Below are 14,828 nucleotides of genomic sequence, written 5' to 3'. Positions count from 1 at the left end.
TCTCTCCTTTTATGATTATCAACGGCGCGCGGCCGACTTGACAGGATTAGGTTTGTCCAACGTTGTCATCTCTAGCGTAATTTTTTACATGGTCGCCAACACCTCCTCCAGGCGCGGCAGGTCGGCACCGCGCCGCGAACAGGTTAAGGCGGCAGCCTGCGCCGCGAAGGCCAAGGCCGTGCGCAACGACGTCTCGTCGATCGCCGCCAGCGCGGCCGGGCTAAGCTGACCGCGCCGCGACAAGCAGGACAGCAACGCCGCCTGGAAGGTGTCGCCAGCGCCAACAGTGTCGATCACGGCGACGCGCGATGCCGGCAATTCAATCGGTGCCAGCGCCGGCGTGGCCGCCAGCACGCCTTCCGCGCCGCGCGTTACCACGACCAGCTTCACCCCGTGCCGCAACGCCAGGTCGATAAAATCGCGCGGCGTCATGCCCGGATACAAGTGGCCGATGTCTTCGTCGCTGATCTTCAACAGGTCGGTCCTGGGCAGCATCCACGCCATGCTCTCGATCCAGACGGCGAGGCTCGGCTGTATCGTCAGCCGCACGTTCGGGTCGAAGGCGATCAGGCTGCGGCCTTGCTGGCGCGCCACCAGCGCCCGCAGCGTGGACGCCACCGGTTCCACCGCCATGCAATACGAGCCGACGTGGATCACCGCGGCATCGTGCGGCACCCGCGCAAGGTCGGCGGGGTTCACCACCCGCTCCGCGGTCTGTTCGCCGTACAGCGTGTAGACCGGCACCCCCGCGGCGTCCAGATCGACGAAGACCAGGGCGGTGCTGGCCGACGGCCGCGGCGCGGCCGCAAGATCGACGCCTTCGTGCGCCAGCGCGTCGGCCAGCCGGCGGCCGAACACATCGCCCGACAGTCCGCCGAAAAACATCGGGGACGCCCCCAGCCTGGCCAGGCCCACCGCCAGGTTGAACGGCGAGCCGCCGATGCGCGCCGACAGCGAAAAACCCGCGCCGCCGGCCAGTCCGCCGTCGTTAAAGACGTCGAACAATGCTTCCCCACAAACGATGATCATGCTGCCTCCGGATGGCCGGCCGCACCGGCGTTTGCATTGATGGCGACGGGCTGCGGCTCCATGCGCAGGCCCGCCTGGTTAAACACGTGCACCCGCCCGGCCATCGGTGAAATACGCCAGCAATGATCGGCCGCCGGCGGTTCGCCCTGCGTCACGACGACCAGCGGCTTGTCCAATCCCGCCACCTCCACGTGCACATAGGACTCGGCGCCCAGGCGCTCGACCAGGATCACCGTCCCCTGAATCGTGCCGTTGGCGTCTGCCACCAGGTGTTCCGGACGTATTCCCACCGTGACCGCCGCCCCCTGCCCCGCGCCCGGCGCTTGCCACGCCAGTTGCGCGCCACCGAAGCGCAGGTGGCCCGACGGTGTCAAAGTCGCCGGAAACAGATTCATCTTGGGACTGCCGATAAAGCCGGCGACGAAGACGTTCGCCGGTCGTTCGTATAGCTGCATCGGCGCGCCGATTTGCTGGACGCCCGCCGGCCCCAGCACCACGATGCGGTCGGCCAGCGTCATCGCCTCGACCTGGTCGTGCGTGACGTAAATCATGGTGGCGCCGAGCTGCTTGTGCAGGCGCGCGATTTCCACGCGCATGTCGGCGCGCAGGGCCGCGTCCAGATTGGACAGCGGCTCATCAAACAGGAAGGCGCGCGGCTTGCGGACGATGGCGCGTCCAATCGCCACACGCTGGCGCTGGCCGCCCGACAGCTGCGGCGGTTTGCGCTCCAGCAGATGCTCCATTTGCAGCATCTTGGCCACCGCGTGCACCGCAAGCTTGATTTCAGCCTTGGGCACGCGCGCCAGTTTCAGGCCGAAGGCGATGTTCTCGAACACGCTCATGTGCGCATACAGCGCGTAGCTCTGGAACACCATCGACAAGCCGCGTTTCGCGGGCGGCGTATCGTTGACGCGTTCGCCATCGATCAGAATCTCTCCGGCGCTGATCTCCTCCAGCCCGGCGACCATCCGCAGCAGCGTGGATTTGCCGCAGCCTGAGGGACCGACCAGCACCACGAACTCGCCATCGCCGATGACGAAGTCGATATCCCGCAAGATATAGTGCGACTCTTTTCCAGGGTAAGTCTTGCCGACACCCCGCAATGAAATTTCTGCCATCTCAATTCCTTTGTGCTTTGCTACCCATCGTCCATACCTTCAGCGAGACGATCCTATCGCCGGGGGCGACCAGCAACCCCAGGCCATCCGCATCCGTCCGTGTCGGATAGGCGCGGCTGGTCACGCTCTTGCGTTCGTTGACGTAGGCCTCGACCATCGAGCGGTCCAGGAACACCCGCATGCGCAACGGTTCGCCACCCGGATCGAAGGCCCCGCCCTGGATCCCGTAGGCATGGGCCAGCGAGGTTTTGCTGCGGTCGATTTCCAGACGTTGGCGGGCGGCGTCGACGTACAGGTCGGTGTGCTCCAGTAGTCCGGGCGCCACGCGCAGCCGGAGGCCGCGCTTCGCCGCCTGTGCCCCCGGTGCCAGCATCAGTTCGATTTCGACGCCATCACCATGGATCTGCGCCAAGGCGCGCTCGGCCACCTCGGGTGTGACGTCGCGCAAGTCGAGCAGTTGCTGCTGCCGCAACTGGCTGACTTCGCCAATCGGCGCGATGCGCAAGTCGCCATCGTCGCCCAGCGCCAGCGTGATCGGCAAGCCGCCGTTATGCGCCCAACCGGCGTCCGCTTCGTCCTGCAGCGTACGTTCGCCCTGGGCGATGGAAAACACGATGGTGCGGCCGGTCTTGGGATCGACGAAGCCGCTCGGGCCAGAGAAATGGTGCTGTCCCAGGTCGAACACCCGTGGTGTTTCCAGATCAGGCGTGAAACGCGCACTGACCGGGTCGAACACGCCGATCCAATAATACGCCTGCCCATGCACATCATTGAGGAAGACGTGCCGCAGGCGACCGTCCTTGCCGTGGCCGATGGGGAGCAACACCGGCAGCTCCCAGGTCGCGTCCATGCCGGCCTGGCCACTGGCGTCGATCGAGAACAGCGGACCGCGCGGCGACCATGTGCGCAGGTCGGTCGATTCAAAAACCAGTGCCGTGCCGCTGCGGCCTGGAAGGGCGGAGCCGACCAGCTGAAACCAGCGGTCGCCGTCGCGGAACACGAAGGGATCGCGGAATTCACCAAAGCGCCCTAGTCCTTCAGGCTGCATCGTGACGGGGACGGGAAATTTGGTCCACCGGACGAGGTCGGGATCGTCGGGGTCCGCCGGCGTCGCCATGCCCGTGCGCTGATTGGGGCGCGCCTGGTCATTGCCAGCCGTGAAGAACAGCACCGGCACGCCATCAGCTCCATAGGTGGCGCTGCCGGACCAGATGCCGTCCGTCGCCAGGCCGTCATCCTCGGGCGCCAGAGCGATCGGCAGTTCGCGCCAATGCACCAGGTCCGGGCTGACCCAATGGCCCCAATGGATTTGATGCCAGAACGGCCCGAACGGATTCTTCTGGAAAAACAAATGGTACTGGCCCCGGTAATAGAACGGTGCATGCGGCTCGTTCATCCACCCCGCATCCGGTATCAGATGGTATTGCGGACGATCGCGGTCCCCCGCCAATACGCTGGCCGGGATGCTTACGTCCGTCGGCGCCAGTCGTGGCGCCTTGCCGCCATGCGGCGCCAAGTCCGCCGCCACCATTTGAGCGATGGAAGCGCGAGAGGCGGCGCCGGTGCTGATCCGGACTTCATCCATCAGGCCAAGAAAAGTATTGAGCTTGAATACGCCGCCGACCTGCTCCGGTTCCGAATGGCGCCCGATCGTCAAGGCGCGCTGCGGCAAGCTGAATGCCCCGTCGGCAGGCAACGCCACGTTGACCAGCCGCTCGCCATTGAGGTAGAGCGCCACCCGCCGGGTCGCCGCATCATAGCTGGCGGCCACATGCGACCAGGTGTCGCGCGGCAGCTTGCGCTTGCGGATGCGTACATCAAGAATGGCGTTGCCAAGGCCCAACTGCATCCCCCAGGTGCCGAAACGGTACACGCCGAACGAAAAACCCTGTTTGGCTTGCGCATCAAACTGGCTGAGGAAGGCCGAATAATGGCCGCCATCGCCCCACTCGAAGGCATGGGGGGCGACCCAGGCACTGAGCGTAAAGCCTTGCTGCAGTTGCGCGTCGGTCAGCCCTGGCGCGTTGACGATGGTCGAGTAGCCGTCAAACTGCAGGCAGCCATTGACCACGCAGCTGCCAGCAGCGTGCCACAAGGGCGGCGAATCCGGCTTGAAACGCGCGTGGTTGAAGACATAGCTGACCGGGTCGGCCCGACCGGATACTATGTCCTTGGCCTGGCTCCCCGTCTGTTCGTCCAGCGGCCAGTGGGCCAGAAACGCGGTGTTCTCCGCTGCGGCGGCGGGCCGCACCAGCATCGCTGCCAACACCCATGCTGCGGCGTGCTTGTGTTTCATACCGTCTCCTCGTGTTTTCTTATTCTTACTCAAAATTGTCTATCGTTGTCATTTCTCGTGCAAAAAAAACCGGCCCTGCTCGAAACGCAGCGGCAGCGGATCGCCAATCTGGCCGACGAACTGGCCGTCCACGCCGGTATCCTGAAACGCCATCAGGCTGTCGCCGCCGGTGACGGGATCACGCAGGATTTTCCCGGCATAGCGGCGGCACGGCATGTCGCCATCGAGGAAGCCCGGCGCCGGCTGCCACGGCCCCAGCGGATGATCCGCCACCAGGTAGTGGGTGCCCGACACGCCGCCACCGTGTTTGGCACGCAATTCGGGCGACCAGTGCGCGGCCACATTGCAGAACACGCAATACCAGCGACCGTCCCGTTCGAACACCTGCGGCACTTCAAGCTGGCCATAATGGCCACCCTCATAGACCGGCGCGGTGGCGGTCCAATGCACCAGGTCCGGCGACACCGCATGGCCGATCACGCCGCGTTCATACAGTGGACCATCGTTGCGGCGCGCAGTGAAGAACATGTGGTACTGGCCATCAATTTTCTCCGGCAGCACCCATGGATCGCGTAGTGCCCGGTCATGCCAGCGGCCGGCTTCATATTCTTCGTAAAACCGTTCATCAAGGTCGAGGGCCAGGCCAGTGCCGACCCGCGTCCATGGACCGTCGATGCTGGCGGACGTCGCGTGGCCGATGCGTTGACGCATGCCCTTCTCTTCGCGGCAGGTCCCCGTGTAGAACAGGTGATAGCCCCCTTCGGCCTTGATCACCGAACCGGTCCAGGTGGTGTAGTCATCCCAGGCCGGTGTTGGCGATGGCGCAAAGACGGTGCCCAGCGGCGTCCAGTTGCGTAAATCGGGCGACACGGCGTGCCCGATCGACACGTTCCAATGGCGCAGGTCTGGGTCCCCAATAGAGCGGTCCGCCTGCAGGAAGAACAGGTGCTGCGCGCCGTTTTCCTCAAAATGCCAGAAGTCCCAGATGTATTTCTCGTTCAGTTTCAGCGTCATGGTCTATCCCAGATCAGTTCCAAAGTTAGCCCTTGATGCCGGTGCCGGCGACCGAAGCGACGAATTGCCGCTGGAACGCCAGGAACACCGCCAGCACAGGGAGTGTGATCACCGTGGCGTAGGCCATGATCTGACCCCACGAGTTGGTGCGTCCAAAAAATTGCTGTATGCCTGGCTGCACAGGACGGAAAGCCTCCCCCTGTATCACCATGATGGGCCACAGGTATTGGTTCCAGGCCGAGATGAACAACACAATCGCGGCGGTGGCGATCACCGGACCGCTGTTGGGCATGATGATGCGGGCATATACCGTCCAAGGTCCGGCGCCGTCCATCTTGGCGGCCTCATCGAGTTCCGGTGGAATGTCACGGAAGAACTGGTAAAACAGGAACACGCAAAATGCGTTCGCCAGGAAGGGAATCACTTGCACATGCAGGCTGTTGAACCAGCCACTGTGCAGCGTCAGCTGTCCGTGCTCGAACGCCGGCCAGGGCAAGCGGGAGACCAGCGACAGCAGGGGGATCGCGATGACCTCAAACGGCACGATGACCATCGCCACCACCAGCGCCAGCACCACCTGCCGCCCACGCCAGCGCAGGCGCGCGATGGCATAGGCCAGCATGCTGTTGACGAGGACGCCGCCCACCACGACCAGCGCGGCAATCAGTGTCGAATTGAGCAGGAACGACGGCAAGTCACTCTTCTGGAACACGGCCGCGTAGTTGCGCAACGACCAGGCGGCGTTGGGAATGTAAGCCGACCAGCTGTTCAGGTTGGCGAAGATCGCGGCGTCATCCTTGAATGACGAGAGCAACATGAACAACAGCGGCGCAATAAACACCACACCGATGGCGCTCATGGCGGCCAGCAGCCCCGCCGCACGCACAACCTTACCCAAGTGCAGATTCATTTCCCCGCTCCTTTCGACACCAGCAACCGCTGCAACACCGACAACGCCAGCACGATCATGAAAAACACCAGCGTGATCGTCGAGCCGTAGCCCACGTCCTGTTCCTTGAAACCGGTACGCACGGCGTGGTACACCACGGTCGACGTCGAGTCCAACGGCCCGCCCGAGGTCATCACATCTACCTGGGTGAACAGGCCAAAAGCCAGCAAGGTGGTCGACACCAGCACAAAGATGATGGTGTTGCGCAGACCCGGCAAGGTCACATGCACAAAGCGCTGCCAGGCATTCGCACCCATCAGGGTGGCGGCCTCATACAACTCCGGCGAAATCGACTGCAGCCCGGCCAGGAACACCAGCATCTGGAATCCCGCCCCCTGCCAGGCCGACATCAGCGCGATGGCCGGCAGCGCGTAGCGGCTGTCGCCCAACCAGTCCGGCCCCGCGTTCGGGTCGTTCAGCAAGCCCCGCAACAGTTCATTGAGCATGCCGCGGTCCGTGTTCAGCATGAATGCCCACACGATCGAAGCGACGACCATGGAAGTGACCACCGGGGCGAAATACACGGTGCGGAAGAATATCCGTCCCCTCACCTTTTGGTTGACCAGTATCGCCAGCCCGAGCGCGACACCGCACTGCAATGGCAGCACGAGCAGCGCGAACAGGAAAGTATTGATCAGCGAACGGTAAAATAATGGGTCGCTCGCGGCCAGGACGATCCGCGATCCGCCGACGTCGACACTATATGCGACCCGAAAGCCCGCCAGCTCCGGCCGCTCCTTGCGCACCTGACGCCATGTTGGATAACGCACGCCATCGTCGTCACGCACGGCCGCGCCGTCCGGTCCGCGCAGCGGTTCGATCACCGTCAGCTTCAATGCCAGCAGGCGCTGGTAATTGGCCAGGCCAACATAACGCGTCGGCTCCGGGGACATCAACCTGTGATTGGTCAGCGTGGCCGCGGCCGCCAGCAGCATCGGCAGCACGACGAACAGGAAGAACAGCATCAGCGCTGGTGAAGCAAAGGCCGCCACAGCCCATGGGCTGTCCTGACCGTGTTTAGTTTTCATGCATCGCCTCCTTGGCGCGCGCCGGTGCGGCTTTGCCGAATCCATAGCCGTCATTGCGCGCAATATTGTGTTCCATCGCTTCCACCGCCTCATCCAACGCCTCGGCCGGATCCTTTCCGCTGCGTATATCGGCCATGGCCTTCTCGAACGCCGACGACATCGCCGGATAGGCCGGCGTGGCAGGACGCGGCACGGCGTAGCGCTTGGCGAATTCAAAGTACGGGCGCCAGTCCCCGCCGGAACGGTAATGTTTGGTCAGCGCCGCGCCTTCCGCGCTGACCGGCACCAGCCCCGTCTCGATGGAGGCGGCCGCTATTTCCGCCGGCGAGATGAGGAACGACAGAAAGGCGGCAGCGCCTTGCGGCTGTTGACAGCTGCGTGTGATGCCCCATTGCCACGAAGCCGCGCCGATTTTCGGGCCGTGTCCGAAGTCCGGCGGCGGCATGACCACCAGGTCGTCGCCGAACTGCGCGCTGTACTCGCGGGCCTTCCATGAGCCGGTATAGTGGAACAGCGAGCGCCCCTGTTCGAACGCCTTGTCGTCGGCCGGAATACGTTCGGCCAACCTCTCTTTGAACAGGTGGCCGTAGTAGCGGCCAACCGCCACCCCCGCGTCGTTGTTGAGGACACCGTCCACCCGCAGGTAATTGTCCCGGTCGATCAAATCCGTACCAGCGCTCTGCAGCCAGGGCGAGTACGCATAGCTGTACCACTCGCCCTTGAAGCGGCCATTCAGGTCGAGCGGAAAACGATATCGGCCGCTTTGTTTGACCTTGACGAGAATGTCGTGGAACTCGGCGGCGGTATAGGGATGATCGAGCGTCGCCACCCGCACGCCCAGCGCGTCCAGCTGCGAGCGGCGCGAAAACAAGGCGAGCACCACGTCGAACTGGCCAACGCTATACAGCCGGCCCTTGTACGTGCCGCGCCCTCCCGCCAGCAATGGCGCCACGGCCTGCGCCGGCAGCAGCTGGTCGAGTGGCTGCACGTGACCGGCCCAGGCGAAATTGGGAACGGTGGGCTGGTCCATCGCGATGATGCAAGGCAGTTGCCCCACCAGCGAAGCGGCGGTGATCGATTCCGTGTACGAGCCTTGGGGGATGGCTTCGATGACCACCCTCCAGTGCGCCTGCGAACGGTTGAACCGCTCGGCTGCGGCCTTCCCAGCCACCATTTCAAGGTCGCCGGTATCGTGGCGCCACAGCTTGATTTCCACCGGCGCGCCATGCACCGATGTCGCCGCCAGCGCCAGCAGGACTGTCAGATACTTGTTCATTGCCGCCCCGCCTTGGCCGCCGGCGCCCCCACCGTGCCGCGCATCACCGGCAGGCAGGGTACGCGGATCGTCGCGGCGGGATCGGCGGCTTGCTGCAGCACGTGCCGCCCGGCCAACTCGCCGATTTCGCGGTACGGCAGCGCCACCGTGGTCAACCCCGGATCGAGCGCTTCCGAAATCAGGCGAAAATCGTCGAAGCCGACAATCGACACATCGGCGGGAACCCGCAGGCCTCGGCGCTGCAGGATGAAGATCACGCGCATCGCCATTTTGTCGTTACCGCACAGGATGGCGGTTGGCCGCTGTTTGGCGGCGAACAGCCGCTCGACCGCCTCGGCCAGATGGGAAAACTCATTTTCCTCGGCAGCTTCCGCACCATGGATCAGCCACGCCGGATTCGGCGTCACCCCGTGCTCCCGCATGGCCCGATGGAAGCCGCGCAGACGCAAGTCGGTTGCGACCATGCTTGGAATTAATTGCAAGAAGGCGATGTGGCGATGCCCTGCCTGCAGGACGATCTGGGCGGCGGCGTAGCCTCCCCCTTCGTCGTCCGGCACCACCTGGGTGTAACGTCCGGGCGTTTCGAAGCAATTGGCGAGCGCCGTCGGCGTGTTTCCCAGCAACGGCTCCAGCGCCACTTCCCGGTGAAACGGGGTGGCGTACAGAATCGCTTCCACGCGGCGTTCACGCATATCCGCCACCAGCCGGCTCGCGACGTCCGCATGGCCGCCGGTCTCACCGATCAACAATACCTTGCCCAACTGCTCGCAGACGTTTTGGATACCCTTGATGATCTCCGACGAATCCGGCGTCGTGGTCAATTGCTCGGCGATCACAGCCACCAGGCCGGTCGGCCGGCCGCGCAGCATGCGCGCTGCCGCCGACGGGGTGAATTCCAGCGCCTGCATGGCCAACTCTATCCGTTTGCGGGTCCGCTCCGACACCTCCGTTCCGCCATTGAGCACGCGCGAAACGGTTTTAATGGATACCCCGGCTTTTTCCGCCACATCGTGAATCGTTGCCACTTTGTCTCCTTGCTGATTTCGCCGGCAATCCACTCCGGTGAAAATGTCCAACGTTGTCATTTGTTGGTTCGCATGATATTCCGTTGCCTCGAAGGCGTCAACAACAAGTTGAAAAGTGATCTGAAAGAATTGCCACAAGCAGCTTCACGAGGATCTGGTGGAGTTGGGATTCAAAGGATTTAACGACCGCCTGGCCGCGTTCGCCAGGCAATGGAAGGGGGGGTCAAAGGGAGTCAGTCAATTCAGCGCGCAATCGGACAGCGATGTCTGTTTGGGCACTGCTGAGGACAAGCTGGTTGGGCGTCGACTGGAAAAAATAAAGCCCTGCAAAACAGGGCTTTAGCTTTAGTCATTTACGAAAGATAACATTTCCAATTGGAAATTTCACTTCCGCTCGATTATCAATTACCCCTCCAAGTAGCTGATTCTTTTGAAGTTTTCTAAAGGCATCAGAGACAATACCATCAGAAGTACCACTATCTCCACCGCCGCGCGGTTGTCTCCGCGCCAAACGATCAGCTCTGAAGCTACCTACCCGGAAGCCTCCCGCGCGCCCGGCCTAACGCATCCGTCGCTTAGTCTCAAAATAGATTGCGATCGCACTCTATATTAGATAGAGTACGAACATAATCTAAAAGGAGATGACAATGCGGGTAAGTCGCACCCAGGCGGCGGAGAACCGGGAAACTGTGATCAACGTGGCAAGCCGCCTGTTCAGGGAACACGGCTTTGACGGCATAGGCCTCAAGGACCTGATGAAGGGCGCCGGCCTGACCCAGGGCGCTTTCTACAAGCAATTCGAGTCAAAAGACGATCTGGCCGCGCAGGCGTCCAGGCGGGCGATGGCGAGTGCCTTGAGCCGCTTATCTGCCACGGCCTTGGCGCATCCCGACGATCCCCTTGGCGCGCTGATCGCGCTCTACCTCAGTCCCGAACATCGCGAGGAAAAGCTGGACTGCTGTCCGGTGGTGGCGCTCGGCTCCGATGCCGCCAGGCAGGGCGCCGACGTCAAGGCGTCATTCGAAGCCGGAATCAGGGAATATCTTGCGCTACTCGGTGGCTGGGTGGGCGACGCTGAAGGCGATGAACCCAGCCGCAAGGCCATGACCATCCTCTCGACGATGGTCGGCGCGGTCGTCCTCTCACGGGTGGTCAACGACGAGCAGCTCTCGAAGCAGTTCTTGCAAGCGCCCATTCATAACTTGATGGAGTTGGCTGCCAGTGCTGTCCCCCTCCATCCACAACACGGAGCACATCAACATGGATGACGTCATCATTATCGGCGGCAGCTTTGCCGGCCTCGCCGCCGCCCTGCAGCTCGGCCGTGCCCGCCGCAAGGTCACCGTTCTCGATACCGGCCTGCCGCGCAATCGCTTCGCCGGCCACTCGCACGGCCTGCTCGGCCACGATCACAAGCCACCGCTGGATATCCTGGCCGAGGCCCGGCAGCAGCTGGCGCGCTATCCCACGATCAGGCTGGTCAATGCCAGGGCCGACAGCGTCTCCGGCACCATCGACAATTTCTCGGTCCTCACTGGCGATGGCGCAAGCCTCGGGGCGCGCCGCCTGATCCTGAGCTATGGCGTGAGTGACCAGATGCCTGATGTCCCGGGCTTTGCCGAAAGCTGGGGCACATCCATCGTGCCCTGCCCCTATTGCGACGGCTTTGAAGTCGCCGGCCAGCATTGGGGCCTGGTCTGGTCCGGGCCGCATTCGCACCAGTCTGCCAAACTGTTCCAGGATTGGACCGACAAGTTGACGCTCTTCGCCGATGGGCACGACATTCCGCCCGATATCCAGGCCGATCTGGCACGCCGCCAACTGCCTGTGGTCGATGGCCGGATCGTCGAAATCGCCCATCACAAAGGCCGTATCGCCACCGTTAATCTCGACACCGGCCGCACTATCGCTGTCGATATCCTGTTCGCCCAACCGCGCAATAAGCCGTCCGCTAGCCTGCATGAATCACTGGGCCTCGCCACGGTGGATACGCCCACCGGCATTGTCCTCAAGGTCGACGAGCGGCGCCAAACCAGCACGCCCGGTGTCTACGCCGCCGGCGACCTCGCCACGCCCTTCTTGCCCTCGGTCACCCTGGCATCATCGCAGGGCGCGATGGCCGGTATCTTCGCCCAGCAATCGATGCTGGTTTGAGAGCAAGGCTCCCCTGCTCCGATCGCGTTGGCGCCTTCGAGGAGGTTGGCGTAGATCGGCGCGGTGAGGCATGAAACAACCACAACAAGGAGATGGCATGGCAGAGAAAAATACTGATCAGACCGCCGACTGGAATGGTCAAAGCGGCGAGCGCTGGGTCGCCAACCAGACCCGGCTCGACGCGCTGGTGGCCGTGTTTGGCCAGGCCGCGATCGAAGCCGCCGCGCCCGCCCAGGGCGAACGGGTGCTGGACGTCGGCTGCGGCGCGGGCGCGTCGAGTCTGGCGCTGGCCGCGCGCGTCGGCGCACAGGGCCAAGTGCTGGGCGTGGACATATCCGAACCGCTGATCAGCCGGGCGCGCGCGCTGACGCCGCACGGTATGCCGGCCCTGTTCCAGGTGGCCGACGCCGGCAGTGCCGAACTGCCCGAGGGCGCGTTCGACATCCTGTTCTCGCGTTTCGGGGTCATGTTCTTCGACGACCCGACCGGGGCGTTCGCCCATATGCGACGCGCGCTCCGGCCGGGTGGGCGGGTCGCTTTTGTCTGCTGGCGCGGCGCGGCGGAGAACGATTGGGTGCGCTTGCCGATGGACGCACTCAAGGGCATCGTCCCGCCGGCCGCGCCGCCCGGTCCCGATGCGCCCGGTCCATTTTCGTTCGGCCACCGGGGCCGGGTGGCGCACATCCTGACGGCAGCCGGCTACACCGATATCGCCAGCGCGCCCTTCGATGCCGCCGTCCCGTTCGGCGAGGGCGCGACGCGGGACGCTGCGCTCGACGACGCGGTGAGGATGGCGCTCGAGGTCGGCCCGCTGTCGCGTGTGCTCGCTGACCAGCCCGACGACGTCCGCGCCCGGGCCTGGGCCGCGACGCGTGCCGCCTTCGCGGCCCTTCCCGGCGAGCGGTCGGTGATGATCGACGGCGCGGCGTGGATCGTCACGGCGCGCAATCCGTCTAGCTGACAGGGATGAACGGGGAGGTGCCCCCGCCAGCAGTCATGTCGATGCCCCTGCCTCCAATGCCCTGCTGACCCCGATGCCCTGCCGATGCCAAAAGGCGATGCTGCACTGTTGAGCAAGCTGCGCCGCTTCATGCCTGCAGGCCCGGTCGACGCCAGCCTGCGGAAAACATTCGGGCTGGCCTGACATGCCGACGCAAAGGTTGAGCCAGAGGCTCGGGCTGAAAAACATTCAATGCTCAACATAAACAAAAAGGCCGTTGATGATCAAAACCGCATCATCAACGACCTCTTATTTTCCGTTTTAAATCAAAGACTTAAAGCGAGCTCATCACTCCCACTCGATGGTCGCCGGCGGTTTGCCGCTGATGTCATACACCACGCGGTTGATGCCCCGCACTTCATTGATGATGCGGTTCGACACCTTGCCCAGCAGCGCGTGCGGCAGGTGCGCCCAGTGCGCGGTCATGAAGTCCTGGGTCTGCACGGCGCGCAGCGCCACCACGTATTCGTAGGTGCGGCCATCGCCCATCACGCCCACCGACTTCACGGGCAGGAACACGGCGAACGCCTGGCTGGTCGCCTCGTACCAGTTCTTCGGCAGCTGCTCCTCGTCCACGGCCTGGCCGGTCACGAACTCGTACGGCGTGTTGCGCAGCTCTTCGATGAAGATGGCGTCGGCGCGGCGCAGCAGGTCGGCGTATTCCTTCTTCACTTCGCCGAGGATGCGCACGCCCAGGCCAGGACCGGGGAACGGATGACGGTACACCATGTCATGCGGCAGGCCCAGCGCCACGCCCAGCTTGCGCACTTCGTCCTTGAACAGTTCGCGCAGCGGTTCCAGCAGCTTCAGCTTCATGTGCTCGGGCAGACCGCCCACGTTGTGGTGGCTCTTGATGGTCTGGCCCTTCTTGCCCTTGCCGGCCGACTCGATCACGTCCGGGTAGATGGTCCCCTGCGCCAGCCACTTGGCGTTGGTCAGCTTGCCCGACTCCTGGTCGAACACTTCCACGAACTCGCCGCCGATGATCTTGCGCTTCTGCTCGGGATCGGTCACGCCGGCCAGCTTGCCCATGAACTGGGCTTCGGCGTCGACGCGGATCACCTTCACACCGAGGTTCTTGGCGAACATGTCCATCACCATCTTGCCCTCGTCCAGGCGCAGCAGGCCGTGGTCGACGAACACGCAGGTCAGCTGGTCGCCGATGGCGCGGTGGATCAGCGCGGCGGCCACGGACGAATCGACGCCGCCCGACAGGCCCAGGATCACTTCATCCTTGCCGACCTGGGCGCGGATCTTCTCCACCGCTTCGCTGATGTAGTCGGGCATGTTCCAGTCCGACTTGCAGCCGCAGATCTCGTGCACGAAGCGGCCCAGCATGGCCTTGCCCTGCACCGTGTGCGTCACTTCCGGGTGCCACTGCACGCCGTAGAAATGCTTTTCCTCGTTGGCCATGGCGGCGATCGGGCAGCTCGGGGTGTTACCCATCAGCACGAAGCCGGGCGGCATCTCCAGCACCTTGTCGCCGTGGCTCATCCACACCTTCAGCATGCCGTGGCCTTCTTCGGTGACGAAGTCGTTGATGCCGTCGAGCAGCTTGGTGTGGCTGCGCGCGCGCACCTCGGCGTAGCCGAATTCACGCACCAGGCCGTTCTCGACCTTGCCGCCCAGCTGGGCCGCCATGGTCTGCATGCCGTAGCAGATGCCCAGCACCGGCACGCCCAGTTCGAACACGGCCTGCGGCGCGCGCGGGGCGTCGCCTTCCAGCGTGGAGCTGTGGCTGCCCGACAGGATCACGCCGGCGGCGCCGTAATTGCGCACGAACTCGTCGCTGACATCGTACGGGTACACTTCCGAGAACACGCCGGAATCGCGCACGCGGCGCGCGATCAGCTGGGTAACCTGGGAGCCGAAATCGAGAATGAGGATTTTTGAATGCATGGAAGATAGGGGCTTCTAAATGATGAAATCGGTACAGCTG

12 protein-coding genes and 1 pseudogene are annotated in these 14,828 nt (G+C 63.6%); 4 read left to right on the top strand and 9 right to left on the bottom strand.

The features are described 5' to 3' along the window. Nucleotides 1–84 precede the first annotated feature (84 nt). From AC1RQG_RS22150 to AC1RQG_RS22115, 8 genes are read right to left on the bottom strand one after another with little or no spacing between them, the layout of a single operon-like run. Nucleotides 85–1,029, bottom strand: a complete 945-nt coding sequence (locus AC1RQG_RS22150; RefSeq protein WP_493134600.1) for a carbohydrate kinase family protein — start codon at nt 1,027–1,029, stop codon at nt 85–87. Further along, entirely contained in the window at nt 1,026–2,147 is a 1,122-nt protein-coding gene (locus AC1RQG_RS22145) for an ABC transporter ATP-binding protein (protein WP_493134599.1), read from the bottom strand. Before AC1RQG_RS22145 ends, AC1RQG_RS22150 begins: the two co-directional genes overlap by 4 nt. A 1-nt stretch (nt 2,148) precedes the next feature. Then, nucleotides 2,149–4,443 (bottom strand): GH32 C-terminal domain-containing protein, encoded by a 2,295-nt coding sequence (locus AC1RQG_RS22140; protein ID WP_493134597.1) that lies wholly within the window; start codon nt 4,441–4,443, stop codon nt 2,149–2,151. A 48-nt stretch (nt 4,444–4,491) separates the two neighbouring features. Next, on the bottom strand, nt 4,492–5,457 hold the full coding sequence (locus tag AC1RQG_RS22135; RefSeq protein ID WP_493134595.1) for a family 43 glycosylhydrolase: 966 nt from the start codon (nt 5,455–5,457) through the stop codon (nt 4,492–4,494). A 25-nt stretch (nt 5,458–5,482) separates the two neighbouring features. Then, the gene (locus tag AC1RQG_RS22130) at nt 5,483–6,367 is read right to left on the bottom strand and encodes a carbohydrate ABC transporter permease (protein ID WP_493134593.1); all 885 of its coding nucleotides are present in this window, start codon (nt 6,365–6,367) and stop codon (nt 5,483–5,485) included. Next, on the bottom strand, nt 6,364–7,434 hold the full coding sequence (locus tag AC1RQG_RS22125) for a carbohydrate ABC transporter permease (protein WP_493134592.1): 1,071 nt from the start codon (nt 7,432–7,434) through the stop codon (nt 6,364–6,366). Before AC1RQG_RS22125 ends, AC1RQG_RS22130 begins: the two co-directional genes overlap by 4 nt. Continuing rightward, nucleotides 7,424–8,710 (bottom strand): sugar ABC transporter substrate-binding protein, encoded by a 1,287-nt coding sequence (locus tag AC1RQG_RS22120; protein ID WP_493134590.1) that lies wholly within the window; start codon nt 8,708–8,710, stop codon nt 7,424–7,426. The genes AC1RQG_RS22125 and AC1RQG_RS22120 overlap by 11 nt, the downstream gene beginning before the upstream one ends. After that, complete coding sequence (locus AC1RQG_RS22115; protein WP_493134589.1) at nt 8,707–9,873, bottom strand: LacI family DNA-binding transcriptional regulator; 1,167 nt, start codon at nt 9,871–9,873, stop codon at nt 8,707–8,709. The genes AC1RQG_RS22120 and AC1RQG_RS22115 overlap by 4 nt, the downstream gene beginning before the upstream one ends. A 509-nt stretch (nt 9,874–10,382) precedes the next feature. Between AC1RQG_RS22115 and AC1RQG_RS22110 the strand changes: the two genes are divergently transcribed. The 4 genes and pseudogenes from AC1RQG_RS22110 to AC1RQG_RS22095 form a co-directional block, all read left to right on the top strand. Next, nucleotides 10,383–11,003, top strand: a complete 621-nt coding sequence (locus tag AC1RQG_RS22110; protein ID WP_493134588.1) for a TetR/AcrR family transcriptional regulator — start codon at nt 10,383–10,385, stop codon at nt 11,001–11,003. After that, nucleotides 10,996–11,889 (top strand): NAD(P)/FAD-dependent oxidoreductase, encoded by an 894-nt coding sequence (locus tag AC1RQG_RS22105; protein WP_493134586.1) that lies wholly within the window; start codon nt 10,996–10,998, stop codon nt 11,887–11,889. Before AC1RQG_RS22110 ends, AC1RQG_RS22105 begins: the two co-directional genes overlap by 8 nt. Nucleotides 11,890–11,986: 97 nt before the next feature. Further along, nucleotides 11,987–12,850, top strand: a complete 864-nt coding sequence (locus AC1RQG_RS22100) for a class I SAM-dependent methyltransferase (RefSeq protein WP_493134584.1) — start codon at nt 11,987–11,989, stop codon at nt 12,848–12,850. 87 nt (nt 12,851–12,937) lie between these two features. Further along, nucleotides 12,938–13,033 (top strand): annotated as a pseudogene (locus AC1RQG_RS22095) (oxidoreductase); the annotation flags it as partial. Between the two features lie 144 nt (nt 13,034–13,177). On the opposite strand, the gene guaA reads toward AC1RQG_RS22095, so the two are convergent. Next, a complete protein-coding gene (gene guaA, locus AC1RQG_RS22090) occupies nt 13,178–14,788 on the bottom strand; it encodes a glutamine-hydrolyzing GMP synthase (protein ID WP_493134582.1) in 1,611 nt (536 codons plus the stop codon). Between the last annotated feature and the right edge of the window lie 40 nt (nt 14,789–14,828).

It is taken from the genome of Rugamonas sp. GW822-FHT03B10 (assembly GCF_058801745.1).
The sequence above is the reverse complement of the archived record's forward strand: the minus strand, read 5'-3'. Positions and strand labels throughout refer to the sequence as shown.

Excerpts from the sequence above, each read along its gene's own strand:
- AC1RQG_RS22150 (WP_493134600.1), bottom strand. The coding sequence starts at position 1,029 with ATGATCATCGTTTGTGGGGAAGCATTGTTCGACGTCTTTAACGACGGC.
- AC1RQG_RS22145 (WP_493134599.1), bottom strand. The coding sequence starts at position 2,147 with ATGGCAGAAATTTCATTGCGGGGTGTCGGCAAGACTTACCCTGGAAAA.
- AC1RQG_RS22140 (WP_493134597.1), bottom strand. The coding sequence starts at position 4,443 with ATGAAACACAAGCACGCCGCAGCATGGGTGTTGGCAGCGATGCTGGTG.
- AC1RQG_RS22135 (WP_493134595.1), bottom strand. The coding sequence starts at position 5,457 with ATGACGCTGAAACTGAACGAGAAATACATCTGGGACTTCTGGCATTTT.
- AC1RQG_RS22130 (WP_493134593.1), bottom strand. The coding sequence starts at position 6,367 with ATGAATCTGCACTTGGGTAAGGTTGTGCGTGCGGCGGGGCTGCTGGCC.
- AC1RQG_RS22125 (WP_493134592.1), bottom strand. The coding sequence starts at position 7,434 with ATGAAAACTAAACACGGTCAGGACAGCCCATGGGCTGTGGCGGCCTTT.
- AC1RQG_RS22120 (WP_493134590.1), bottom strand. The coding sequence starts at position 8,710 with ATGAACAAGTATCTGACAGTCCTGCTGGCGCTGGCGGCGACATCGGTG.
- AC1RQG_RS22110 (WP_493134588.1), top strand. The coding sequence starts at position 10,383 with ATGCGGGTAAGTCGCACCCAGGCGGCGGAGAACCGGGAAACTGTGATC.
- AC1RQG_RS22105 (WP_493134586.1), top strand. The coding sequence starts at position 10,996 with ATGGATGACGTCATCATTATCGGCGGCAGCTTTGCCGGCCTCGCCGCC.
- AC1RQG_RS22100 (WP_493134584.1), top strand. The coding sequence starts at position 11,987 with ATGGCAGAGAAAAATACTGATCAGACCGCCGACTGGAATGGTCAAAGC.
- guaA (WP_493134582.1), bottom strand. The coding sequence starts at position 14,788 with ATGCATTCAAAAATCCTCATTCTCGATTTCGGCTCCCAGGTTACCCAG.